The sequence below is a fragment of the Paenibacillus sp. GCM10027630 genome (genome assembly GCF_042676305.1).
In the GTDB taxonomy this organism is placed as follows: domain Bacteria; phylum Bacillota; class Bacilli; order Paenibacillales; family NBRC-103111; genus Paenibacillus_S.
In genome coordinates this window covers 1-21,130 of the sequence record NZ_JBHTGY010000084.1, presented here as the reverse complement: position 1 = coordinate 21,130, position 21,130 = coordinate 1, and the positions used below count along the sequence as shown (strand labels likewise).

Here is a 21,130-nt window from a genome sequence, read left to right as displayed (position 1 = left end):
TTTATTTGTTTTAATAAGGAGACTTTATATATGAATATAATGGTACACTCCTCCCGGTTCGACGATATCAAGCATAAGGTCATTCATGGTAAAAGCATGACTTTGTTATTCATTTTGGAGGTGGGTTTATGAGCATCGTTATCAGTAATCCGGATCAAAGGATGGCAGAAATTGCCGAGAAAGTGAAGCATGGGCAACGTTTATCGCTGGAAGATGGCGTATTTTTGTATCAATCCGATGACTTGCTTACAATTGGACAGCTGGCAAACGAAGTTAATCTTAGAATGAACGGTAAACGAGTTTATTTCATCGATAATATGAGCCTTTATTTTACCAATGTATGTGAAGCTCACTGTGCATTCTGTCATTTCCGCAAGGATGAAGGCGAAGAAGGCTCCTATACGCTTTCGCCTGAGCAAATGTTTGAATTTATTGATGAGCATTATCACCCCGGTATGCGCGAATTCCATATAGCACAAGGACATAATCCGAATGTTCCATTTGAATATTATGTAAATTCGATCCGCGCATTGAAGGAGCGTTATCCAGATGTTACCATCAAGGCCCATACGGCGGCTGAGATCGAGTTTTATTCGCGCCTCAGTGGGTTAAGCTATAAAGAAGTGCTGCAGACTCTTATGGACGCCGGTTTAAGCACGTTGACTGGCGGCGGTGCGGAAATCCTGTCCGAGCGCTACAGGAAAAAAATGGGCGTTGGTAAAGCAACAACCGACCAATGGCTGGAAGTACAGCGGGTTGCTCATGGCCTTGGTCTCAAGACACATGCGACTATGCTTTATGGTTCAATCGAGACGCTGGAGGAACGCATTCAGCACATGATTTACTTGCGTGAAGTGCAGGATGAGACCAACGGCTTCATGGTGTTCATTCCTAACTCCGTACAACCGGCAAGCGTAAGTGCGGGCCTCAAGCGCCGCGTCGCCGCATTCGATGATCTGAAAACAATCGCAATCAGCCGCCTCATGGTTGATAATATTCAACATATCAAGGCATATTTCATCAACCTTGGTACACAGCTAACACAAATAGCCTTAACTTTTGGCGCTTCTGATGTGCACGGTACGATTGTAAAGGAAAGAATCAGTCATGCGGCTGGCGCCTTATCCCCGGATAGCTTGACCCGCGATGAGCTCGTATGGCTTGTTAAGGGAGCCGGCCGTATTCCGGTTGAACGTGATACATTTTATAATGAAATAAAAGTATATTAAACTAAATTAGCAGAATATATCTCAAGGCAGTTCTGCTGATATTTTTTCAGGGATGCTTGCCGTCCCCATATAGAAAGGGCTCATCACCATGAAGAAATTAGTTATATTAGGCGGCGGCTACGGCGGACTAACAATAGCCAACGAGCTATTAGAAAAAGATTTACCCTCAGATACCGTACTTGTACTTATCGACCGCATGCCCTATCAGGGATTGAAAACTGAATATTACGCTTTAGCGTCCGGCACTGTAGCAGATAAAGAAATTCGCGTTCAATTCCCTGTAGACCCGCGCCTAATCCTTAAATATGGAGAAGTGACGGCGGTTGATCCGGTTAACAAATTAGTACTGTTTGAAAATGACGACCCTCTTTCATATGATTGGCTGGTCATCGGGCTCGGGTGTGTGGACAAGTACCATCAAATCGTCGGGGCCGAGCAATATTCGCAAAGTATCCAAACCTTGTCCGCGACACGCAAAACTTTTCAAACGGTCAATGATACGATTCCTTACGGGCAAGTTTCGATTATTGGCGGCGGCTTAAGCGGTGTTGAGATGGCAGCGGAGCTTAGAGAAAGCCGTCCCGATATGAATATACGGATTATAGACCGCGGCCCCAGTGTGTTATCAGCTTTCCCTCCCAAGCTTCAATCTTACGTTCGCGAATGGATGATGGAGCATGATATTGAGCTCAGATCACATATCAACCTTTCTCGGATAGAAGGCGGGCTGCTCTATAACGATCAGGAAATCATTCACACGGATGTGACGATTTGGACGGCAGGAATTCAGCCGAGCCCGATCATACAGCAGCTGCAGCTGCCCAAAGATAATCAGGGACGGATAATAATAAACAAATTCCATCAAATTAGCGAGCATCCGGATGTTTTCGTTGTAGGAGACTGCGCATCCCTTCCTTTCTCTCCAAGCGCCCAGGCTGCGGAAGGACAAGGCAAGCAGATTGCAGAGGTAATGAAGGCTATTTGGAAAAATGAAACCCCTCGGCTAGGAAAAATCAAGCTCAAAGGGGTTTTGGGTTCGCTAGGTAAAAAATCGGGCTTTGGGTTGATGGGCAAACGGACGATTATGACAGGTAAAATTGCGCGGACTTTAAAGAGCGGTGTTCTGTGGCTGTCCAAGCATCATTTCGGTTAAATCTATTCTCCAAGGAGATCGAACATAGCTTCGATCTCTTTTAATTTATGGTCGATCCTTTGCTGCAGTTCATCCACATTGGCCGCCACAACGATTTCACCATTAACCAATGCATAAGGGAACATATAACATTCTCCGCAATTGCCAAGACAGCCGTATTCAATCACATCATAATCGAGATTAGCTTCCAATTGTTTCATTAATTTATCTGTTCCATGATGCATATTATTCGTACAAAATTCTATGATAGGTCTCATAAGTAATCATCCGCCTTGTAAACCATTTTATTTTTGCGCTTATTGTAATATAATAAGTTATAGAAAGGAGTTGAAGCAAATGAGTGAACAAACACAAAGCACCATGTACGATGAGGTACTGGAGGTTTTAGATAAGCTTCGCCCGTTTTTGCAGCGCGATGGCGGTGACGTAGAGCTTGTTGATGTGGAGGATGGTATCATCAAACTGAAGCTGGTAGGTGCCTGCGGCAGCTGCCCAAGCTCAACGATCACATTGAAGGCCGGTATTGAACGCGCATTGCTTGAAGAAGTTGAAGGTGTTCAAGAGGTTGTACAAGTGTTCTAATTGATGTCTTTCTTAAGGCACAACAACTGGAATATTAGCACGTATTCCTTTTAAGTTGAGTACGTGCGATATATTCAACAAATTAAAGACCCTTAGTCCGTAAGCTGCTGGCGTTCGCGCCGCTGCTTATGGCTAGAGGGTCTTTTTTCAGTTTGGCTTACTTCTGCTGGGATAAACCGATAATCGCTCTGATTGGATCCAATCCACCCGATACATCCATGATATTGCCCGTAATGAAATCAGAGCGTTCCTCACAGAGGAAAGTGATAACTCTGGCAATATCCTCACCGGCCCCTGGTCGTCCGCGCGGAGATTCAGGATCGAGCTCCTGCTCTACCTCGGCAATCATTTTCTCTTTGTTCAAACCACGAATATCCCCAGGACAGATCATATTAACTGTAATACCGTAAGGTGCCTCTTCCACCGCTAATGTTTTGGTAAACGAGACAAGTCCGACTTTTGCCGCTGCGTAAACTGCGCGATGCGGCCATCCTCGCGCTTCCGCTGCGTGTCCAAAGCCAAAATGGACGATTCTCCCCCACTTCTTATTACGCATCATAGGCAGTACCAAATGGTCCAACTGCATTACACCTAACAAGTTGCCGTGCATTAAATAATTAATATCTTCCTGCGAGTACTCGCTAAACAGCTTTCGTTCGCGGACAAACGGCCCTGCATTATTAATTAAAATATCGATGCCACCGAATTCCGCAACAGCCGACTTCACAAGCCGGTTCATCTCCATCGGGTTTGCCACATCGCCCTGAATAGCCATGCAGCGGCGTCCCTGTGCTTGGATGCGCTCACATAACAGGTTGGCTTCCTTTTCACTCTGCACGTAATTAAGAATAATATCGCAACCTGATTCGGCGAGCAGAAGCGCAGTCATTTTGCCCAATCCCTTGGCGCTTCCTGTTATGAGTGCAACTTTTGGTTGTTCGGTCACGCTCGCCCCTCCTAAGAACTTTCCGTATGGAAAGCTGACTTCGTAAGCAATTGCTGAACTCTCCACATTGAAAGGTTGCATCGCTTTGCTACTCTAAAGTATAGAGGAACCGCGCCATGGATTCAACCCGTCTGAACCGTTACCACCAGAAATGACTCCCTGGAAGCACTCAGTTCGAAGGTGAATACTGACCGGATGATTCGGATAAGGTCCGGATATACGTAAATACTTTCTCGCTGGCCATGAATGTCATATTACAGCCAATTTCAAGGTCCTTGAGATGCTCTTGTATGTTTTCCGTTCTCTTGCGTTGATCTAATGATTGCTTCGATTCGGCAGCCTGCAGCAGGTCGTCAAGAAGGTCTGCATTAATCGTATGAATTTCCATGTTCCGTTCATTGCGAAGACGCTCTACAGGCACTTTGTAGGCTATCTTCAAGTCATACAGCTGCTCTTCGAGCTTAGTGTACAAGTGATTGGTATGCATATTACGAAGAACTGTGAAATAGGAATAGCGCCCTTTAATTTCCTCGGTCTTTAGACGGAATCGCTCGTTCATGAAATGCCCCAGCTTATCCAGTATAGCGAATAATCGAATGATTGCATTTTTATAAAAATAGAGATGTTTATGATAGTCGTCAAGCTCGTTCTCTGACATTTCGTCAATATATGTCTTTGTTACCTTGCTACCGTAGCTTACAGCCGCGAATTGGCTTTGTTCCAGCTCGTCCAGCGCACGAAGAAACCCTCGGCCCCATATAATATAACGCCGTTCCTGAAGGTTGCGCTCCTCGGCTGGCACCGACTCCAGCAAATGCAAATAACTGGTTATCGCTTGATTGACAGCCGCTAACAATCCCTCATCTTTCCGGCGTGGTTGTCCGAACATGCTTCTAAGCATCTTATATGCTCACTTCCTTCCGCTAATAAATGCTTATGCTTATCGACTAAGTATACACCCGCAGAATCGGGATGATACCTGAATCCATGAGACCATTAAATGCCAATGGGCACCAAAAAGCACCTTTTTTCCTGCCAACCTTCGACACTTATAACCCATAATTAGAACAGAAGGCTTACGCAGCTATCTCGCTCCGTAAGCCTGTCTGCTGCCCATTCCCGCTTGCAGGGCAAGTACACATAAATAGCATAAAATACCGAACAAACAAGCGATTAGAACCGCATGAATAAGGCTAGCTATTAAGTACCAATCGTATCCTAGGGACAAAGTTACAAATGCGCCGCTAAATATTTGAAGCACAACCAGAATGAGTGACCATTTTGCTGCTTGGTACGCATTATCCTGCTTCGCATTCTGCGACCTTATAGCTAAAAACAGCCACATAATAATCAGAAACAAAATAATCGCACCTACGCGATGGGCAAATACGATCCGGGTTGCCCCTATCATCTCGGGTATTACTTGTCCGTTGCATAACGGCCAACCGATACATCCTCCCGATGCTTGCGTATGTCTTACAAAGGCTCCAAGGTAAACAACCGCATAGCTGTAAATCAAGGTCAAAGCTATTCCCCAACGAACCCCGATGGATAGGGTTGAAGGCGGTCCGGATAAGGAGCTTCCGAATCGGGTAAAGACCAATGCGAGCAGCAGTGTAAAAGCAAATGCCATCAATGAGAAGCCGAAGTGAAGCGCCAATACAGCTGACGATTGCGGCCATACGACTGCCATAGCCCCAAGAATAGCCTGCAATACGGTAAAAAGCATCGCGCCTGATACAAACCATTTGGCTTCTTTATTTCTACTGTAAAAAAAGACCAACAACGTCGTGATCAACAGGATGATTCCTACGACGCCGACCACAAACCGGTGGCTGTATTCAATAATAGATTCGATTGTATAGGCCGGAACGAATTTACCGTTGCATAATGGCCAATCGTCCCCGCAACCGCGGCCTGATTCTGTCTTAGTGACAAGCGCGCCCATTACAAGAATTAAAAACATGCCGTACATGCTGGCGAACGAAAACCGTTTCAGCCATTTTTGAAGACTCATGAACTGGTTTCACCTACTTTTTTCTGAATTCGACATATTATGCTAATTAAGTCGAATCGTTCATGTATCATTATAGCGATAATCCAAGAGCAAATCCATGCGGAAATGTTACAAAGCATTGAAAGAAAAAAAGCTGATTCACTTCAGAGGGACATGGAATTAACCAATCCCCGAAGCATCAGCTTTTTTCACCCGTATTATTGGAAATGCCTTACTTCTTCAATGCATCGGCAACTTCCAAAGCGCGATCAAGAAACTGTTCAATTTCGTCTCTGGTTTTGCGCAGCTTGCTGACGAATCGAACTAGCTCCTCGCCTTCACGAAAAGCAATAAAGCTCGGAATGCCCAGAATGTTCAGCTTCTCGCATAGATCCGGCACCTCATCCCGGTCAAGCTGAATAAAGTCCAACCGATCTTTATATGCTTCCACTACAGCCGGCATAAAAGGATCTATGAAATGGCAATCTTTACACCATGTTGTTTTGAAAACAGCAATTGTAGGCTTGCTTCCAGCAATTTTCTGTTCAAATACTTGCTCGTTATTAACTTGCTCCATTTGTATTGCACCGCCTTTTATCAATTTATTTGGGCGACTTACTGCCCTCTCACTGCTTACAACCACTTATAGCACGATGTTTATCCCCTGTCAACGAACGTTTTATTAATTAACATCTTATTCCATTTTACATTTATTACTAAAAGTGATATCATTTAAATATCAAAACGATATACTATACAAAAAGGAGTGTTCAGTATGAAAGAACAAAAAGCTTGGTCCTTTAACGGCTTCCTTGGTTTGTTGTTAATCTTGGTTGTAATAGCTCTCTCTGCTTTCTTACTTGTCAAGGAGATGGTATTCCTAGGCATTCTTCTTCTCATTATTGGAGTAGTCCTGGCAACAGGAATTACAGTCGCACAACCGAATCAAGCTATAGTTGTTAATTTCTTTGGAAGCTATATCGGTACAATAAGAGAAAGCGGCCTTTGGCTGGTCATTCCCTTCTCCATTCGCAAATCCGTTTCCTTAAGGGTTCGCAACTTCAACAGCGTCAAATTAAAAGTGAATGACATAGAAGGCAATCCGATTGAAATTGCCGCAGTTGTTGTATTCCGCGTAGTTGATTCGGCCAAAGCGATGTTCGATGTAGATAAGTATGAACAGTTCGTTGAAATTCAAAGCGAAACGGCACTTCGTCATGTTGCTAACAAGTACCCATATGATGTGTTTGAAGGGGAAGGATATTCATTACGCAGCAATTCCGAGGAAATTGCGCTTGAGCTGAGCCGCGAGCTGCAGGAGAGATTATCTGTAGCCGGTGTTGAGGTTATGGAAGCAAGATTAACTCACCTGGCTTATTCAACTGAAATTGCCAGTGCCATGCTTCAGCGTCAACAGGCTGCGGCCATTATCTCCGCGCGTTCCAAAATTGTTGAAGGCGCCGTCGGAATGGTTCAGCTGGCCATCGCCCAAATCGAGCAGGACGGCATCGTAGTTCTCGACGAGGAGCGCAAGGCCGCTATGATCAACAACTTGATGGTTGCCATCGTCTCTGATCGTTCCGCCAGCCCTGTTATTAACACAGGCAGTCTATATTAAGCTGAGCCCCCATGGCTGCCAAGAAAAATTTTGCTCTGCGGTTGGACCCGAAGCTATATGAAGCGCTGGAACGATGGGCTGATGATGAGTTTCGCAGTGTCAACGGACATATCGAATTTCTGCTGCGTGAAGCGGCATCTCGTGCAGGTCGGCTGCCCGGCCCACGTCCTCCCGGTATTGCAGACATAGAAAGCCGGGATAAGTTAAAGGAATAGCTCGGGTAAACCTCTCAGAACCTCCAACCGCATCTTCATAAGAAAAAAGCCTGATCCGGCGGAATCAGGCTTTTTCTTATGAAGATGTCTCCAAAATATTTCTATTCACATGTAATGAATTCCATTTTTCAGGGCAGACTAATCACGTGTGATAGTTACCATCTGCAGCTCCTGATTCCAATTGACCTTGGCGCCCATGCTCTCGGCAATGAAACGAATCGGCACATAAGTGGAACCGTTAGTAAGCTCGGATTCCTTCTCGAGCATTTTGATCATTCCATTCACGGTTGCTTGTTTGCTTCCGACATTAAGATTGATTACTACACCGCTCACAAGGTCGGTGATCGTTACTTTTTGCGTAGCTTGTTCCCATGCCACATCAGCATCCAGCTGTTCGACCACAAAACGAACGGGAACCATTATCGTACCATTGCTATTGTATGGCTTGGAGGAATCTCCAGCATAATCATCATGGCTTTCCATAAGCATATTGATTTCTTTTTTCGTAATATTAATGTCCTCTTTAAGCAAAGTGTACAGTTTGGACTTAGGGTCCACAACAGAAATGATTCTGCCTGGCTTGCCCAGCGTCGGAAGCTCTAATTGTCCCTTGGAAGTATCAATCTTGTCAGCTGCTACAGGCTTGTTTATATCCCAGACCTCACTGGTAGTATTGATCTTGATCCCTTTGACAGTACTTGTGCTATCAGATATTGAGAAGCCCAGCTCCATATTGGATTTGCGCACCGTCTGCTCACTGTCAACGAATAAATCCATCTTCAAGTACTGCGAGTCACTTAATATTTTGCTCACATTTTCTCCGCCAGGGGAACTCATTAATTCTTGTACGGATTGATCATAATTATCAAGCATTTGTTTCAAATAAGTTTGAATGGCTGTAAAAGAAAATTCGATAGCAAGTGTCCGGTTGTTAAGGAAAGGTGCTATAGTGTCGTTAAAAGGGTTGCCTTCTTGGTTGCTTTCCTTAATCGTTTGCTTCATAAGTGGAGCGTAAAGATCATAAATTTGTCCAAGCAGCTCCTTCAATCCTTTTTCATCAGCGAGCACATTCGTTAAGAACCCTTTTACAAGCTCCAGCAAGTCGCCGCCTTTAATTTCCAAATGGATGTCTTTACCCTTTAAATTTTCATTATGAATAGTTGCTTTACCGTCATTAACGGTAATTGTTTTGGGATTTGGCGCAACGCCTATAAAATAAGACACTATAGAAGGTGCGAATTCCGTTGCTCTTTTACGTAAATCATTGAATTGCTGCTCCAGCTCCTGAGACAAACCTTCTTTAAACTGTTGCATGCCAGCCATGTTTGTTTGTATAACAATAGGCTTCTTAGCTCCTTCGATTAAGATAACATACCCATCATCACTCATGTATACTTGGAACGGAATTTGTCCCTTCTTGTATTCGAATACGCCTTTTGCTGAATAATGGGTAAGATCCTGCTGCTTGATATCAGTTAAAGTAAGATTAACTTTGCTGAACAAGTCGAGCATCTTTTGTTCGTCCGCTGTTGGTGTAACAGATGAATTTGGCGTGATCTCCACCGTGAACGATTGTGTTCCTTGCACTGATTTTACGTTGACTCCGTTTTGGAAGACCTTGTTCAGATCCAATCCGTTAACCGGCTGACAGCCTGCAAGCACAATCAGCATTACAACTAGAAAAAGAGATATCCATGTTAGTTTATTCCTGTTATTCATTGCTTACCTCCATAAATTAAAAGAATAAGTACGAGTTTGCTTCCGCATAGATATATACGTTCGGATTAGTAAAATGTTTCCTTGTAGCTACATAAATTAATTACGACAGTCATTTCGATAGTCCTTTTTTCAAATAAATAAAAACCTAATCCTTTAAGTTAAGGGGTTGATCCGATTAATGGGTGATGGGGGATTTCGCTGGAATGGGATGGATTTGCTGCAAAAGCTAACCGAAATTCCACAGGAGCTTGTTCATTGGGTGAAGGGTAAAACAGCTACCTTGTTGTATGAAAGCAGTCAATTAAACTCCATGCAAGGAATTCATATCCAGCCTGAGCATGTCGCGGCTCTACGGACGCTTGTTAAAAATATGCACCAGCCCGCAATTGGCCCTGTTAAAAGCGCTCCTGTAACTTCTCTAACTGCCTCAGATCAAGCTTTGGTTCAGCGTATCCGTGAAGACACCGCCCGTCATAACCGAAATAATGTAACAAGGACATTAGCCTATTTGAACATGTTCAAGTCTCATCCAGAGCTTCATTGGGCTTTTCTAGCGCATATGGTATCACGCAATGGCGGCTGGAATATGACCGATCTCCGAGGCGAGATGCTTCCTTATTTGCTTAACGAAGCCCAAATTGGGAATGTGTTTGCCTTGCTGGAGCGTGCCAATGGCCTTATCTTTCATGATGCTTATCCTCAGCTCTTGCTCTACTCCGCCAGCAGACGTGCAGCCTCACCGCTCTTTTATTTGCTCCCCCACCTACAGGTTTCAGCTTTTATGCGCCCAGTCTGGGAATTGTTCTGGGTACAATCGGATTCCGCGCTTCTGACCCAAGCTCTGATCGTAAATGAGCAGCACTATATAGAACATCGGATTATTCAGCATCCCACGTATCGTGATCTGGTCCTTAACACATTGTTTTTCAATGCCCAGTCCTTGCTTCAGCTCAACCAAGTCGTGCTTCCTTATGTAGATGGAAATAAAATGCACTTGGCCGGTCTTATCTTGGAAAATTTCAAAAATTTGTTTGAACGAATTGAGACGGGAAAAAAGCTGTATGCGATTTTATTCGGGGTTCCTGTTGTTTATGAAGGAGCAAAGCGGTTTGCCAACAGCAGGCTTCATACCGCCTCAAGAGCGGATTACTGGCCGCAGCTGTTCTCCTCTGTTCGCCAAACAGCGCCTGTTCCAAGAGGCCTGCTTAAGGAAAGACTTGACGGCTGCAGACTGAAATCCGGCGCTTCGCCATTGTACAGCCCGAAATTGGCCTATGCCTGGCATAACTATGCCGTAGACCCTCCAGAACCAGGCGATTGGTTTGAACATGACAGAGGACGCTGCTTAAGCTATCTTGCTTCAGTTCAGCCGCCCTTTTCATTCGAGATGACCCATGAGCATTGCCTGGGCTTGAACAAAATCGAACTGGCCGTGCTAGCCGGAGATATATGGAAATAAGCTTACCATACCGGTCGGAACCGCGGAGGCGTCTTACCGTCTCCTGTGGACATGACGAGGCGTCTCAAGTCCAGCCGAAGCATGTCCACTCGCTCGACTCCCAGGAGGCTTGTCCAACGTTGTTCCATTTCGCTAAAGATACTTTCTGTAGCCCGGACACAAGCCCAGCCGCGCTCACTTAGAACAACGAGCTTGCCTCTCCCGTCCTGCGGAAGCGGCTGCCTTGCAACATATCCTTTTCGCTCCAAATAATCGATCATTTGGCTTGCAGCTTGTTTAGAAATGCCTAGATGCTCGGCCACTTCATTGCCTGTAGCTCCTCTTGCCGCTATGCGTTGAAAGAGAAAGCCGTGGGCGGGCCTCACATCATCAAAGTCCATCCCTGCCAACCGTTGATGCAGCTCATCGATTACAACACTAAACGAAAGTCCAAGAAGAATCGCAAGCTCATAGCTTCCTGAAGATGATTCTGCCATTGTTAGTTACCTCCTGTATAAATAAACTTTAAATTTTAGTCAATTAAGTTGACAATTTCCCCAAACCATTATACCATAAAACATATAGTCAATTAAGTTGACTAAATTTACGAATCACTCCAGCTTGTGAGTGATCATTCAGGAGGAATTATCCATGTTAGCTGCAAAAGAGCAAATGAATGTAGAAACCGTTCGTTCTTTTATCGAACGCTTTTGGAACAAACAGGAATTGAACTGCACCAAGGAATTTCTTACAGAGGACTACCGGGATCATGCATATACTCCCAATTCGGTTGAAGGTTTAGAGCAAATGGGCCGCATATTGAACAGCGCCTTTTCCGGCCAACAATCCATGATCCAGGAGATAATCGCCCAAGGGGATAAGGTAATGGTGCGAATGGTTCTCCGCGGCGAGCACAGCGGCACATTCCGCGGCACTGCTCCAACCGGCAATTCTGTTGAAGCAACCGTCTACCGTGAGTACCGTCTGGTTGATGGAAAAATTGCCGAGCATTGGGCCTTGTTCGACACAGCTGCACTGCTGCAGCAGATTGGCGCCCAGCTCAGCATAGACAATGCTTGCAAAATTAAACGAGACTAATTGTAAGCTGGATGAAGGGTAATCTTAATGGGAAGGTTACTACGGGAGGTGAGGTTCCTTGCAAACAGATACTTCAAAGCCTGAGCTGTTCCCTGTGCCCGTCTGGAGATGCAGAAGCAAGGATTGTAAGGCGTGGGTACGGGAAGAACTGACTTCTTCCCCGTCTCCTGAATGCCCCTTGTGCAATGAATCGATGATCCGCAGCGTCAAGCATTTGCCCAAGCTGGTGAAAAAGCACACCGCTGTGAAAAAAAAGAAACCCGAAGACACGCTCTGGGTTCACTAGACCTTATTCTTCTTGGCTGCTTATAGCAGCTTTTTTATGCATATCCAAATACTTACAGAATCCATTTCTCCACTGCGTAAGCAATACCGTCCTCATGCAACGATTTGGTAACGAATCTTGCTTTCTCCTTCAGATCCTCGCACGCATTCCCCATCGCAATGCCGGTACCTACAGATTCGATTAGCTCCAAATCGTTAAGCCCGTCGCCAAAAGCGGCAACTTCGCTCGGATCAAGGCCAAGATGGTCTAGCAGCTTCTGAAGGCCCACTGCTTTATTCATCCCATTGGGATTAATATCCACTGCCCATGGACGCCACCGATGAATGTAGTAGCTGTTTTTGTATTCTTGGAGATAGCTTGTTTCATCCTGTTCCTCACAAAAAATAATGCACTGATATATATCAGGAACCTCGTCATTATCCTGCAGCAACACAGGCTCCATGAATCCAATCTCCTGCTGTGCCTGACGGAAGTACTCCGAGTCCTCCTTATTGGTGAACATAAGCTCAGAGCCGTATAAAAGTAAGGTATGATTCAATCGTTTGGCCTCCTGAAGCCATCCGATTATCGTTTCATTGGGAAATGCATTTCCATAAACGGTCTTACCCTGGTGGCCAATATGACTGCCATTGCATGTCACGGCCCAATCAATAGCAAGCTCCTTCCACAATGATTGCATCTCATACTCACTGCGTCCTGTGCATAAGGCCAATGCGATTCCTTGCTCCTTCAATCTAAGCAATGCTGTTCGTGTGGATTCCGGCAAATAATCCCGGTCCCTTAAAGTTCCATCCACATCGAATGCCGCTAACTTAATCATCCTCTGTCACCTCATTTATGTATTCTGCCTTTTATTATAGCAGAGCGCATTCCATTTGTGGGACAAGGATTAACATACGGGAAACTCATGGTTATAAGCTGCAAAAAACCATCCAGCCCCTAAGGACTAAATGGCTTCTGCTATTACTTAATTTCTTTGCCGAGCTTTTCAACTTCGTCCCAAGCTTTTTCCGGTGTAAGCTTGCCAAACATAATCTGCTGTACAAGGTTCGTATATTCCTTCTCAAACTTGTCCCAGCCACCTTTTAAGCCTGGACCCGGGTAGAAGGTTTGTCCGTCAGGTGCGGTTTTGTTAATCAGCTCAATACCCTCTTTGTCGGTTGGCGTAAATTTGGATTCCAAGCCGCTAACAATTTTCTTCGAAACAGGAACGCCGCGGGAGGTTCCCAAAATATCGGCTGCTTCCGTATCGTTGATGAACCAGTCTATGAATTTCTTGGCTTCTTCCGCATTTTTCGTGTCCGGGCTGACGCTCCAATACATGGAAGCCTTCAACCAGCCTCCCGCTTTCTTATCTTGCGGAATGGTCACCAAAGCCAATTGTCCAGGCTTCAATGCATCAAAACCCGTGAATTCCGCAGCATGTGAATTTCGAAGCAATATTTTATCCTGCACCATTAAATCCAACTTGGCGTCCGCTCCTTTGTCAGAAACGTTTACATCCGCCGGCGGTACGATTCCCGCTGCCCGCATTTCGGCAAATTTGTTCATCCAGTCAAGCCATGTGGTTTTGTCATAATTAAATTTGCCTTCTGCCTTAGGCCAGCCTTTGCCTTTAGCTAATTGATAGGTGTCATAAAGCCCATCAATGGTTAAGTCCTTAAACACGTACTTATCTTTACCCAGCTTGGCCTTTGCTTCTATACCGAATTTGAAAAATTCATCCCATGTCCAACCGTACTTAGGCGGAGTAATGCCGAGCTTTTCTACAGTCGCTTTGTTGTAAACCAATCCAAAGGCATTATTTCCGAGAGGTATGGCTACGAGTTTGTCCTTATATTTACCGGTATTAAGCAGAGTTGGATCGACATCCTTAGTATTGATGGCATTGGTCAGATCCATCAGCCGGTTTGTGCTTCCCCAATCGCTTATCCACGCTGCATCCGTCTGAATCACATCCGGCAAATTACGCGCTGCGGCCATGGTTGACATTTTGTCCAGGTATCCGTCAAAAGCTTGGTATTCCGGTTCAAAGGTGACATTCGGGTTTTTCTTGGTGTATAAATCAAGCGCTTTCAATGTTGCATCATGGCGAGCCTGAGACCCCCACCACATAATACGCAGCTTCACCGGCTTTTTGTCTGTTGCCGTGTTTGTTGCGTTAGGAGAAGCTGTCGGCTGAGCTGGCTTAGCCTCCTCCTTGACACCGCATGCCGCCAAAGAGACAGCCAACATGGAAGATAACCCGACTGCTAAGAGCTTACGTGCAGATTTCATACGAATTCCCCTTTCGGTTCTGTTCTTATTAATAAGCTTATCGTACCAAGCAGCGAACCGATTGAGTAGAATAGAGATGCACAATTTATTTCAATTTTTTACGAATTCTGTCGGATTGGTTCCTGTATGCTTCTTAAACAAGGTTGTAAAATACGGCACATTTTTGTAGCCGACCCTTTCTGCCACCTCATAAATCATCCAACGGCCCTCCAGAATCATGCTCTTTGCTTTCTCCATTCGGACACGAGTCACATAGTTATTGAAGGTCTCACCCGTAGCCTGTCGAAAAATAGTGCTTAAATAATTTCGCGATATATATACCTTTTCCGCCAATTCGCTCAAGTGAAGATCTTCTGCATAATGCTCATGAATATGCTGAACCATGAAATCAACCGCCTGCTTATGCTTCAGCTTCTCGCTTTTTCCTGACAGCTTGCAAATAACGGACACCTTATCCAACAACCAAGCCTTCAGTTTATCAGGTACGGTCAGCTGTTGAACCTCCTCCTTCAATCGGGCGGTATCAAACAGCTCTGCTACACGCACTCCTGCATCAAGAAGCGAATACGTCAGGATTGCCCAGGTTTCCAAGCCCAGATTGCGAACATCCGTCTCCGTGATCCTTCCGGCTCCTTCCAGCTGCTGAAAGAACCGTTCGATAACCTCCTCAATCTGGGGCTCTTGCAGATGTCGGATTGCTTCCCCCAACTGTTGATAAAATTGGACCGGACGTAACTCCGTAGGCTGCAATAATACAGACTGATTGTCCGAAAGCTCCTGCTCTTTCGTCCATTCATACATGGGCAAGCCAGGGACTGGCGCATGCCGCTTGGCTGCAAGAGCTTGGAAGGCTTCTTCTGTCGAATCGGCAATCTCCTGCCAACGCCCCTTCCAGCTGCCTATGCCGATTTCCAGCTGCACCTTCAAGTAATCCGCTACATGCTTCATCATACTATCGCATAGCGAGCGTATTCGAAGCATTCCTTCATCCCTTTCAGCATGCGGTGCATGCAGCAATACAGCCATATGCTGACTATGCAGCTCGATTAACCTCGCATTTTTCCAATCAGCGGAAATAACCTCCTGCAATATATTGCCGACAGCAAATCGGAACAAATTGAAATCACTTGGCGATACTTCGGAAACTCGGACGGTCCGTAAAATCTCTACGGCAATCACAAGGAAATCGGAAGCATCATCTCCATGTGGAAGCAGTCCTTGAACAGAAGGAGAAAAAGGTTTAACCAGGTTTACATTGCCCGTTACTACAGCTTTTACCCATTCCTGCTCGACAAACGGTTCATATTGCATCAGCTTCTGCTTTAACTGATGCTGCTCCAGCTTATGAACAGTCGCTCCCTCCAGCTGTGCTATCGCTTTTTCCAAAACGGACTTAATGGTCTGCACCGATATCGGCTTGGATAAATAGTCATCCACATTCAAACGCAGTGCCTGCCTGGCATATTCAAAATCAGCGTAACCGCTTAAAATAATGATTTTCCCATCGTAGCCAATTTTACGAAGCTCCTCCACCATATCCAAGCCATTCATAAGAGGCATATAAATATCCGTAATCACAATATCGGGATTAACCGAACCTATGAGCTTCAAGCCTTGCTGTCCATCCATCGCTTCACCTGCATGCTCCGCCTCAAGCTCTTCCCATGGAATGATTTTACGCATGCCTTGCAGTACGGCCCTATCATCATCAATGACGGCTATTTTCCACATGGTCATTTCCTCCATTATCGTCATGCTCCAGCCTTGGAATCCGCAGGGTTACCTGCGTCCCGCTGCCTCCATTGGCAGGTTCAATCGTAATACCATACGGACTACCGAAATACGCCTCGATCCGCTCCCGGACATTCCTAATACCGTAACCGCCGGTTGCTCTGCGCGGTTGGCGATTCCAATCCGGCTTCAAACCAACTCCGTCATCCACAATTTGGATATAAAGTCCTTGGATATCCTGCTCAATACTAATCCTAATACAGCCATGCTCCCTGCGATGAAATCCGTGAACGACTGCATTTTCTACAAACGGCTGAAGCGTAAGCTTGGGGATATACAAATTCTTCAAAGCTTCGTCCGCTATCGTAATGCTGTACATTAAACCATCCCCCCAGCGCAGCTGCTGGATTTGCAAATAGCATTCCGTATGCTCCAGCTCCTGCTCCAGGGTGATCAGGCTCTCCCCGTTCGAAAGCCCTATCCGGAACATTCGGCCCATCAGCTCCAGCACATGGCTCATCCGTTCATGCCCTGCATCTATCGCCATCCAATTAAGCTGATCCAGCGTGTTGTACAGAAAATGCGGGTTAATCATGGCCTGCAATGCCTTTATTTCCGCTTTACGCTGTCTCTGATGCTCATGGTCCAGGCTGCGGTATAAATCCTCTATCCTCTCCATCAGCCTGCGGTAACCATTAAACATAGAGCCAAATTCATTGTTATAATCATCAGGCAAATTCACTTGCTTCAGCTCTATCGGAAATTTCCCCATCGCTTGTAGAAGCTGACGAATCGGTTTTGTAAAGCTGCGCGAGAGATACAATGTAAATAATACCGCTACCAAAACCGATGCAAGTCCAATCCAGAAAATCGTCATAGCCAGCTTAAAGCTGCCGGCAGCTATGACTTCCCAAGGAGTGACCTCCGTCATAATCCAGCCTTCATTAAATGATTTGGCCCATACAATTAAATAATCCTCATACGCACCGCTTTCACTGCGTTTCTTGTGCATGTACCCGGTTCCCGATTGAGCTACATTCAACATCTCAGGCAGCTTAAGCTCTGTGTACAACGAATTATAAGTACCCATAATCAGCCTGCCGCCGGAATCCAGCAAGTAGCGATGAGCCGTCTGCTTCTCACCAAGCATCATGGTATATAGTACCTTGGCTTTTACATTAAGCAGCACTACTCCCTGGTATTCCAAGGTACTGGAGTAAATCTTTCGGGCGAATGTAACCACATTCTGTGTACCCTGGGTCGTCTCGATGGATCGTTCGCCCAGCCAAGTGAAATCAGATCTCTCAACCTGCAAGTACCAAGGCTCGGCAAGCAGATCGCTATGCTTCACGAAGCTGACATATTCCTTGGGATCGGAAAATGTAGGATGATTCACATAAATCGCCATCGACTGCAGGCTGGGGGTGCTGTTGATCAGCTCATTCATCACTTTTTGCAAATCGGTTTGTTCTTTTTGCTTCGTGTAGAAGTCGCTCACCGGAACATTCAAATAATGCTGCAGCTCGGTATTGCGTGAAATAACCAATGACAGCTGTTCCACAGTACGCATTTGCAGCATCATTTGCTTATTCAGCTCACTCATCAGCTCCTGCTGGTATACGGATGTATTTTCCGCCAGCTCTTTAGACGAAACGGAATAGCTTACCCAGCAAACAATGGCCAATAATAAAATAAAGAAACCGGTGAGGCTGCCCGACAGGATGTAGTCGATACGGTATTTTTTAATAGGGTTTTTCAGAAGTGGGCTCCTCCTTGAGACAAAAAGCCGCGTTGTCAGGACTCACCCTCCACGCAGCTTTTGCCCTATAATTCTCTTAGTTTAGCCCTTTAGACCTGTCGTGGCAATCCCCTCAACGAAATGCCGCTGAGCTACAAAAAAGACAAGAATTTGAGGAGATATCGATAACAGGGACATCGCCAACAGTTGACCCCAAGCCGTTGCCGACTGTGTATCTACGAACATACGAAGCGCAAGCGGAATCGTATACTTATCCACAGAGTTAAGGTAAATTAAGGGGCCAAAGTAGTCCTCCCACCCGTACAGGAAAGAGAAAATCATCACCGTGACTAAAGCAGGCTTCGTGAGAGGCATAATGATTCTCCAGTAAATCCCGAACCAGCTGCAGCCGTCCATTTTGGCCGACTCGTCCAGCTCTCTTGGAAGCCCGCGAATAAATTGCACCAGCAGGAAAATAAAGAAGGCGTTGCCCATAGCGCTCGGCACAATGAATGGCAAGTAGGTGTTCACCCAGTTGAAGGAATGAAACATCGAATATTGGGGGATCAAGGTGACTTGTCCCGGCAGCATGATCGTTAGCAGCAGCAGCGAAAACCACAGCTTTTTATATGGGAATTCCAGACGTCCGAAGCCAAACGCAACAAGGCTGCTGGAAAGAACCGTGAGCAACGTTGTCGTAATATTCAGCTTGAAGCTGTTCAAGTAAAAATAGGTGAATGTATACTTCGGAAGCGCATTCCAGCCCAGCGTATAGTTTTCCCACATCCATACCGAAGGAAATAAGGTCGGCAGTGCAAGCTCAGGATTCGATTTAAAAGAGGCTCCAATCCACCATATAACCGGATAAACCATGAGCAGGCTGAGCGCCAATAAAATCAAATGTGTCCACAATCGACTGCTTCGATTACTTAATCTCATTTCTTATCACCTGCCTCAGTCTCATAAAATACCCAATATTTCGAAGCGATAAAATTGATTGAGGTTGCTATACCGATAATGATTAGCAGTACCCAAGCTAAAGCTGAAGCGTAGCCCATGTGGAATGAGGTGAATGCTTTCTGATATAAATAAAGTGCATACACTTCCGTTGAGTTGAGCGGTCCTCCATTGGTAATAATGAAAGCAGAGGTAAACATTTGAAAAGCTTGAATAACTCCCATAATAACATTGAATAAAATGACAGGAGACAGCATTGGAAGTGTGATATTGAAAAACTGCCTTAGCTTGGACGCGCCATCCACGGAAGAAGCTTCATACAGCTCATTCGGAATTTGCTTCAGCCCTGCCAGGAAAATAATCATCGCCGAGCCAAACTGCCAGCAGCGCAGCAGGATAAGCGTGCCTAACGAGGTTTCTGGAGTTCCTATCCAGTTTTTCGCATCAATGCCGAACAAAGGAACAATGTGATTGACAAAACCATCGATGCCAAAAATATTTTTCCAAAGAATGGCAACCGCGATACTTCCACCAATAAGAGAAGGAAGATATATAAACGTACGGTAGAAAGATATACCGCGAATTTTGCGATTCATCAGCATCGCCACCATGAGGGCTACAAACAGCTTGGCCGGAACAGAAAACAGAACATAAGCAAAGGTCACTTTAAGCGAGTTGTAAAAGAACCGATCCTTCGACATTTCCTTATAATTGTCCAAGCCAATCCATTTGGCAGGCTCCAAGAGCGAAAAGTCTGTAAACGAGTAGTACAATGATTGCAGCATTGGCCATAAGGTGAGAAATAAAAAACCGATCAGCCATGGGGAAATGAATAAATAACCGGCTAAGGCTGCCTGGTTGTGATTTTTCAGCTTGGTTTGACGAGCGGTATGAGGACGGCTTGCTGCCGCCGCGGTATCTCGGCTTAGGGCATTCATTGATTGACCCACCTCTATTCTATATTTTGGTTGGAGCACTTGTTTGTTACTTTCAGTATAGAGGGGACTCATACATGCTTGTAGCAGAGAGATGAACAATTTCTTTCAATTTTTTACGAAAAAAGTTGTATTGCGCGTGGGGACCGACCTCCATGCAACGCCGCAACGCGCGCCCGGGCCGAGGCCATGCGCAATTTGAAGCTATTTGTCACTTTTGGTAGACTATTGCGTATTTACTCCTAAGAAAATAAAAGTGAGGATGATTGCGATGAATGAGATAGGAGCATGGTTTTCCGTTATGGTGGCTGGAATTTTGGAGCTGTGGGTTGCTATTCCACTAGGTTTCACCCTGAAGCTGCCACCCGTCTTAACCGCAATTTGGAGTGCTGTCGGCTCGATCGCTGCAGCGGCGATTATTATCTTCTTCGGTAAATCCATCCGCAGCTGGTTGGTACGCCGGTTTCAGCAAAAAAACGAGCGCAAAGAAACTACCATGTCCCGTATCTGGAGAAAGTACGGTATTATCGGCCTTGGCTTCTTATCACCGCTTATTACCGGGGCGCCTCTCGGTGCAGCAATTGGGGTTTCATTCGGGGCAAAGCCAGGTAAACTAATGTTATGGATGACAATTGGCATTGCCTTTTGGAGTGCTGTACTTACCGCAGCGGCAGCTTTTGGGATTATGACTTTAACTTGATCAGAGGCTGTCCCAAAAGTCGTTTCCGGATTTTCGAACCTCCACTATAATGGGAATTTTTCTACAAAAAGACGCATCCATCCCCACTTACATAGTGGTTTTGGAGGCGTCTTTGTACATAGTTTGGGACTGACTCATTCACTGACAACCTTTGATATGCTTCCTATACGGTAGACGGGTGAAATAATAAAACCTGTTTTCCGTGTGGGACAGCCCCTTTGCTCCAATATCGGCACTTGGCCATTCTAAACAGGAGTGCCATGGCGGGTCCCCAGAATTAACGGGAAATCCTATCCTCATGCTAATTATAGGCTACGAGAAGGATTTAGTTAAATAACAGGAAATCATCCAGTTAATTCCACACCTTTCGGTGATTTTTCTCCAAAAGTGGTTATTTAGCTGGAGCATTTCCACTAGCGTTGCATCGAAGCTAACACACAAATATTAATTGTATAATTTACTATTTATGTAATTATATATTATATTTTCATGGACAAAACATAAAAAAATCT

Annotated in this window: 22 protein-coding genes; 9 read left to right on the top strand and 13 right to left on the bottom strand. The window is 45.3% G+C overall.

The window, feature by feature from the left end:
* Window positions 1-128: 128 nt before the first annotated feature.
* Window positions 129-1,229 carry an aminofutalosine synthase MqnE gene (gene mqnE, locus ACFQ0C_RS32610; protein WP_379373156.1) on the top strand — a complete coding sequence of 367 codons (1,101 nt, stop codon included), beginning with the start codon at window positions 129-131 and terminating at the stop codon, window positions 1,227-1,229.
* An 88-nt stretch (window positions 1,230-1,317) separates the two neighbouring features.
* On the top strand, window positions 1,318-2,382 hold the full coding sequence (locus ACFQ0C_RS32605; protein WP_258211498.1) for an NAD(P)/FAD-dependent oxidoreductase: 1,065 nt from the start codon (window positions 1,318-1,320) through the stop codon (window positions 2,380-2,382).
* Between the two features lie 2 nt (window positions 2,383-2,384).
* On the opposite strand, the gene ACFQ0C_RS32600 is transcribed toward ACFQ0C_RS32605, so the two are convergent.
* A complete protein-coding gene (locus ACFQ0C_RS32600) occupies window positions 2,385-2,639 on the bottom strand; it encodes a YuzB family protein (RefSeq protein WP_258211499.1) in 255 nt (84 codons plus the stop codon).
* A 79-nt stretch (window positions 2,640-2,718) separates the two neighbouring features.
* Here ACFQ0C_RS32600 and ACFQ0C_RS32595 point away from each other — a divergent pair, with 79 nt between their 5' ends.
* Complete coding sequence (locus ACFQ0C_RS32595; RefSeq protein WP_171651009.1) at window positions 2,719-2,964, top strand: NifU family protein; 246 nt, start codon at window positions 2,719-2,721, stop codon at window positions 2,962-2,964.
* Between the two features lie 157 nt (window positions 2,965-3,121).
* On the opposite strand, the gene ACFQ0C_RS32590 is transcribed toward ACFQ0C_RS32595, so the two are convergent.
* The 4 genes from ACFQ0C_RS32590 to ACFQ0C_RS32575 form a co-directional block, all read right to left on the bottom strand.
* Entirely contained in the window at window positions 3,122-3,910 is a 789-nt protein-coding gene (locus tag ACFQ0C_RS32590; RefSeq protein ID WP_379373153.1) for an SDR family oxidoreductase, read from the bottom strand.
* 169 nt (window positions 3,911-4,079) lie between these two features.
* Window positions 4,080-4,811, bottom strand: a complete 732-nt coding sequence (locus tag ACFQ0C_RS32585; protein ID WP_258211501.1) for a Cthe_2314 family HEPN domain-containing protein — start codon at window positions 4,809-4,811, stop codon at window positions 4,080-4,082.
* A 183-nt stretch (window positions 4,812-4,994) separates the two neighbouring features.
* Window positions 4,995-5,927, bottom strand: a complete 933-nt coding sequence (locus tag ACFQ0C_RS32580) for a COX15/CtaA family protein (protein WP_258211502.1) — start codon at window positions 5,925-5,927, stop codon at window positions 4,995-4,997.
* A gap of 211 nt (window positions 5,928-6,138) precedes the next feature.
* Window positions 6,139-6,483 carry a thioredoxin family protein gene (locus tag ACFQ0C_RS32575; RefSeq protein WP_258211503.1) on the bottom strand — a complete coding sequence of 115 codons (345 nt, stop codon included), beginning with the start codon at window positions 6,481-6,483 and terminating at the stop codon, window positions 6,139-6,141.
* Between the two features lie 198 nt (window positions 6,484-6,681).
* Between ACFQ0C_RS32575 and ACFQ0C_RS32570 the strand changes: the two genes are divergently transcribed.
* Together ACFQ0C_RS32570 and ACFQ0C_RS32565 are read left to right on the top strand one after the other, a co-directional pair.
* The gene (locus ACFQ0C_RS32570) at window positions 6,682-7,524 is read left to right on the top strand and encodes an SPFH domain-containing protein (protein WP_379373150.1); all 843 of its coding nucleotides are present in this window, start codon (window positions 6,682-6,684) and stop codon (window positions 7,522-7,524) included.
* 11 nt (window positions 7,525-7,535) lie between these two features.
* Entirely contained in the window at window positions 7,536-7,739 is a 204-nt protein-coding gene (locus ACFQ0C_RS32565) for a type II toxin-antitoxin system antitoxin (RefSeq protein ID WP_379373148.1), read from the top strand.
* A 138-nt stretch (window positions 7,740-7,877) separates the two neighbouring features.
* On the opposite strand, the gene ACFQ0C_RS32560 is transcribed toward ACFQ0C_RS32565, so the two are convergent.
* Entirely contained in the window at window positions 7,878-9,458 is a 1,581-nt protein-coding gene (locus tag ACFQ0C_RS32560) for a copper amine oxidase N-terminal domain-containing protein (RefSeq protein WP_379373146.1), read from the bottom strand.
* 178 nt (window positions 9,459-9,636) lie between these two features.
* Here ACFQ0C_RS32560 and ACFQ0C_RS32555 point away from each other — a divergent pair, with 178 nt between their 5' ends.
* Window positions 9,637-10,917: a DUF2515 family protein gene (locus ACFQ0C_RS32555; RefSeq protein ID WP_379373144.1), complete on the top strand. Its 1,281-nt coding sequence runs from the start codon at window positions 9,637-9,639 to the stop codon at window positions 10,915-10,917.
* Window positions 10,918-10,919: 2 nt separating this feature from the next.
* Here the strand turns inward: ACFQ0C_RS32555 and ACFQ0C_RS32550 are convergent, their stop codons facing one another.
* A complete protein-coding gene (locus ACFQ0C_RS32550) occupies window positions 10,920-11,393 on the bottom strand; it encodes a MarR family winged helix-turn-helix transcriptional regulator (protein ID WP_379373142.1) in 474 nt (157 codons plus the stop codon).
* A gap of 154 nt (window positions 11,394-11,547) precedes the next feature.
* Between ACFQ0C_RS32550 and ACFQ0C_RS32545 the strand changes: the two genes are divergently transcribed.
* Window positions 11,548-11,994, top strand: coding sequence for an ester cyclase (locus tag ACFQ0C_RS32545; protein ID WP_379373140.1), 447 nt, complete (start codon window positions 11,548-11,550; stop codon window positions 11,992-11,994).
* A gap of 58 nt (window positions 11,995-12,052) precedes the next feature.
* Window positions 12,053-12,280, top strand: a complete 228-nt coding sequence (locus ACFQ0C_RS32540) for a cold-shock protein (protein WP_258211510.1) — start codon at window positions 12,053-12,055, stop codon at window positions 12,278-12,280.
* Between the two features lie 52 nt (window positions 12,281-12,332).
* Here ACFQ0C_RS32540 and ACFQ0C_RS32535 read toward each other — a convergent pair whose 3' ends face one another.
* From ACFQ0C_RS32535 to ACFQ0C_RS32510, 6 genes are all read right to left on the bottom strand, one after another.
* Window positions 12,333-13,100, bottom strand: coding sequence for a Cof-type HAD-IIB family hydrolase (locus ACFQ0C_RS32535; RefSeq protein WP_379373138.1), 768 nt, complete (start codon window positions 13,098-13,100; stop codon window positions 12,333-12,335).
* Window positions 13,101-13,243: 143 nt separating this feature from the next.
* Window positions 13,244-14,557, bottom strand: coding sequence for an ABC transporter substrate-binding protein (locus ACFQ0C_RS32530; protein WP_379373136.1), 1,314 nt, complete (start codon window positions 14,555-14,557; stop codon window positions 13,244-13,246).
* A gap of 90 nt (window positions 14,558-14,647) precedes the next feature.
* The gene (locus ACFQ0C_RS32525) at window positions 14,648-16,288 is read right to left on the bottom strand and encodes a response regulator transcription factor (protein WP_379373134.1); all 1,641 of its coding nucleotides are present in this window, start codon (window positions 16,286-16,288) and stop codon (window positions 14,648-14,650) included.
* Entirely contained in the window at window positions 16,266-17,891 is a 1,626-nt protein-coding gene (locus ACFQ0C_RS32520; RefSeq protein ID WP_379373132.1) for a sensor histidine kinase, read from the bottom strand. Before ACFQ0C_RS32520 ends, ACFQ0C_RS32525 begins: the two co-directional genes overlap by 23 nt.
* Window positions 17,892-18,128: 237 nt before the next feature.
* Window positions 18,129-18,965 carry a carbohydrate ABC transporter permease gene (locus tag ACFQ0C_RS32515; RefSeq protein ID WP_258211515.1) on the bottom strand — a complete coding sequence of 279 codons (837 nt, stop codon included), beginning with the start codon at window positions 18,963-18,965 and terminating at the stop codon, window positions 18,129-18,131.
* Complete coding sequence (locus tag ACFQ0C_RS32510; RefSeq protein ID WP_379373129.1) at window positions 18,962-19,921, bottom strand: carbohydrate ABC transporter permease; 960 nt, start codon at window positions 19,919-19,921, stop codon at window positions 18,962-18,964. The genes ACFQ0C_RS32515 and ACFQ0C_RS32510 overlap by 4 nt, the downstream gene beginning before the upstream one ends.
* Before the next feature lie 268 nt (window positions 19,922-20,189).
* Here ACFQ0C_RS32510 and ACFQ0C_RS32505 point away from each other — a divergent pair, with 268 nt between their 5' ends.
* On the top strand, window positions 20,190-20,618 hold the full coding sequence (locus ACFQ0C_RS32505; RefSeq protein WP_258211517.1) for a small multi-drug export protein: 429 nt from the start codon (window positions 20,190-20,192) through the stop codon (window positions 20,616-20,618).
* Window positions 20,619-21,130: the final 512 nt, after the last annotated feature.

Bases quoted from the DNA above. Each gene is read 5' to 3' on its own strand.
- mqnE (WP_379373156.1), top strand. From the start codon at position 129: ATGAGCATCGTTATCAGTAATCCGGATCAAAGGATGGCAGAAATTGCC.
- ACFQ0C_RS32605 (WP_258211498.1), top strand. From the start codon at position 1,318: ATGAAGAAATTAGTTATATTAGGCGGCGGCTACGGCGGACTAACAATA.
- ACFQ0C_RS32600 (WP_258211499.1), bottom strand. From the start codon at position 2,639: ATGAGACCTATCATAGAATTTTGTACGAATAATATGCATCATGGAACA.
- ACFQ0C_RS32595 (WP_171651009.1), top strand. From the start codon at position 2,719: ATGAGTGAACAAACACAAAGCACCATGTACGATGAGGTACTGGAGGTT.
- ACFQ0C_RS32585 (WP_258211501.1), bottom strand. From the start codon at position 4,811: ATGCTTAGAAGCATGTTCGGACAACCACGCCGGAAAGATGAGGGATTG.
- ACFQ0C_RS32580 (WP_258211502.1), bottom strand. From the start codon at position 5,927: ATGAGTCTTCAAAAATGGCTGAAACGGTTTTCGTTCGCCAGCATGTAC.
- ACFQ0C_RS32575 (WP_258211503.1), bottom strand. From the start codon at position 6,483: ATGGAGCAAGTTAATAACGAGCAAGTATTTGAACAGAAAATTGCTGGA.
- ACFQ0C_RS32570 (WP_379373150.1), top strand. From the start codon at position 6,682: ATGAAAGAACAAAAAGCTTGGTCCTTTAACGGCTTCCTTGGTTTGTTG.
- ACFQ0C_RS32565 (WP_379373148.1), top strand. From the start codon at position 7,536: ATGGCTGCCAAGAAAAATTTTGCTCTGCGGTTGGACCCGAAGCTATAT.
- ACFQ0C_RS32560 (WP_379373146.1), bottom strand. From the start codon at position 9,458: ATGAATAACAGGAATAAACTAACATGGATATCTCTTTTTCTAGTTGTA.
- ACFQ0C_RS32555 (WP_379373144.1), top strand. From the start codon at position 9,637: ATGGGTGATGGGGGATTTCGCTGGAATGGGATGGATTTGCTGCAAAAG.
- ACFQ0C_RS32550 (WP_379373142.1), bottom strand. From the start codon at position 11,393: ATGGCAGAATCATCTTCAGGAAGCTATGAGCTTGCGATTCTTCTTGGA.
- ACFQ0C_RS32545 (WP_379373140.1), top strand. From the start codon at position 11,548: ATGTTAGCTGCAAAAGAGCAAATGAATGTAGAAACCGTTCGTTCTTTT.
- ACFQ0C_RS32535 (WP_379373138.1), bottom strand. From the start codon at position 13,100: ATGATTAAGTTAGCGGCATTCGATGTGGATGGAACTTTAAGGGACCGG.
- ACFQ0C_RS32530 (WP_379373136.1), bottom strand. From the start codon at position 14,557: ATGAAATCTGCACGTAAGCTCTTAGCAGTCGGGTTATCTTCCATGTTG.
- ACFQ0C_RS32525 (WP_379373134.1), bottom strand. From the start codon at position 16,288: ATGTGGAAAATAGCCGTCATTGATGATGATAGGGCCGTACTGCAAGGC.
- ACFQ0C_RS32520 (WP_379373132.1), bottom strand. From the start codon at position 17,891: ATGAGTGAGCTGAATAAGCAAATGATGCTGCAAATGCGTACTGTGGAA.
- ACFQ0C_RS32515 (WP_258211515.1), bottom strand. From the start codon at position 18,965: ATGAGATTAAGTAATCGAAGCAGTCGATTGTGGACACATTTGATTTTA.
- ACFQ0C_RS32510 (WP_379373129.1), bottom strand. From the start codon at position 19,921: ATGAATGCCCTAAGCCGAGATACCGCGGCGGCAGCAAGCCGTCCTCAT.
- ACFQ0C_RS32505 (WP_258211517.1), top strand. From the start codon at position 20,190: ATGAATGAGATAGGAGCATGGTTTTCCGTTATGGTGGCTGGAATTTTG.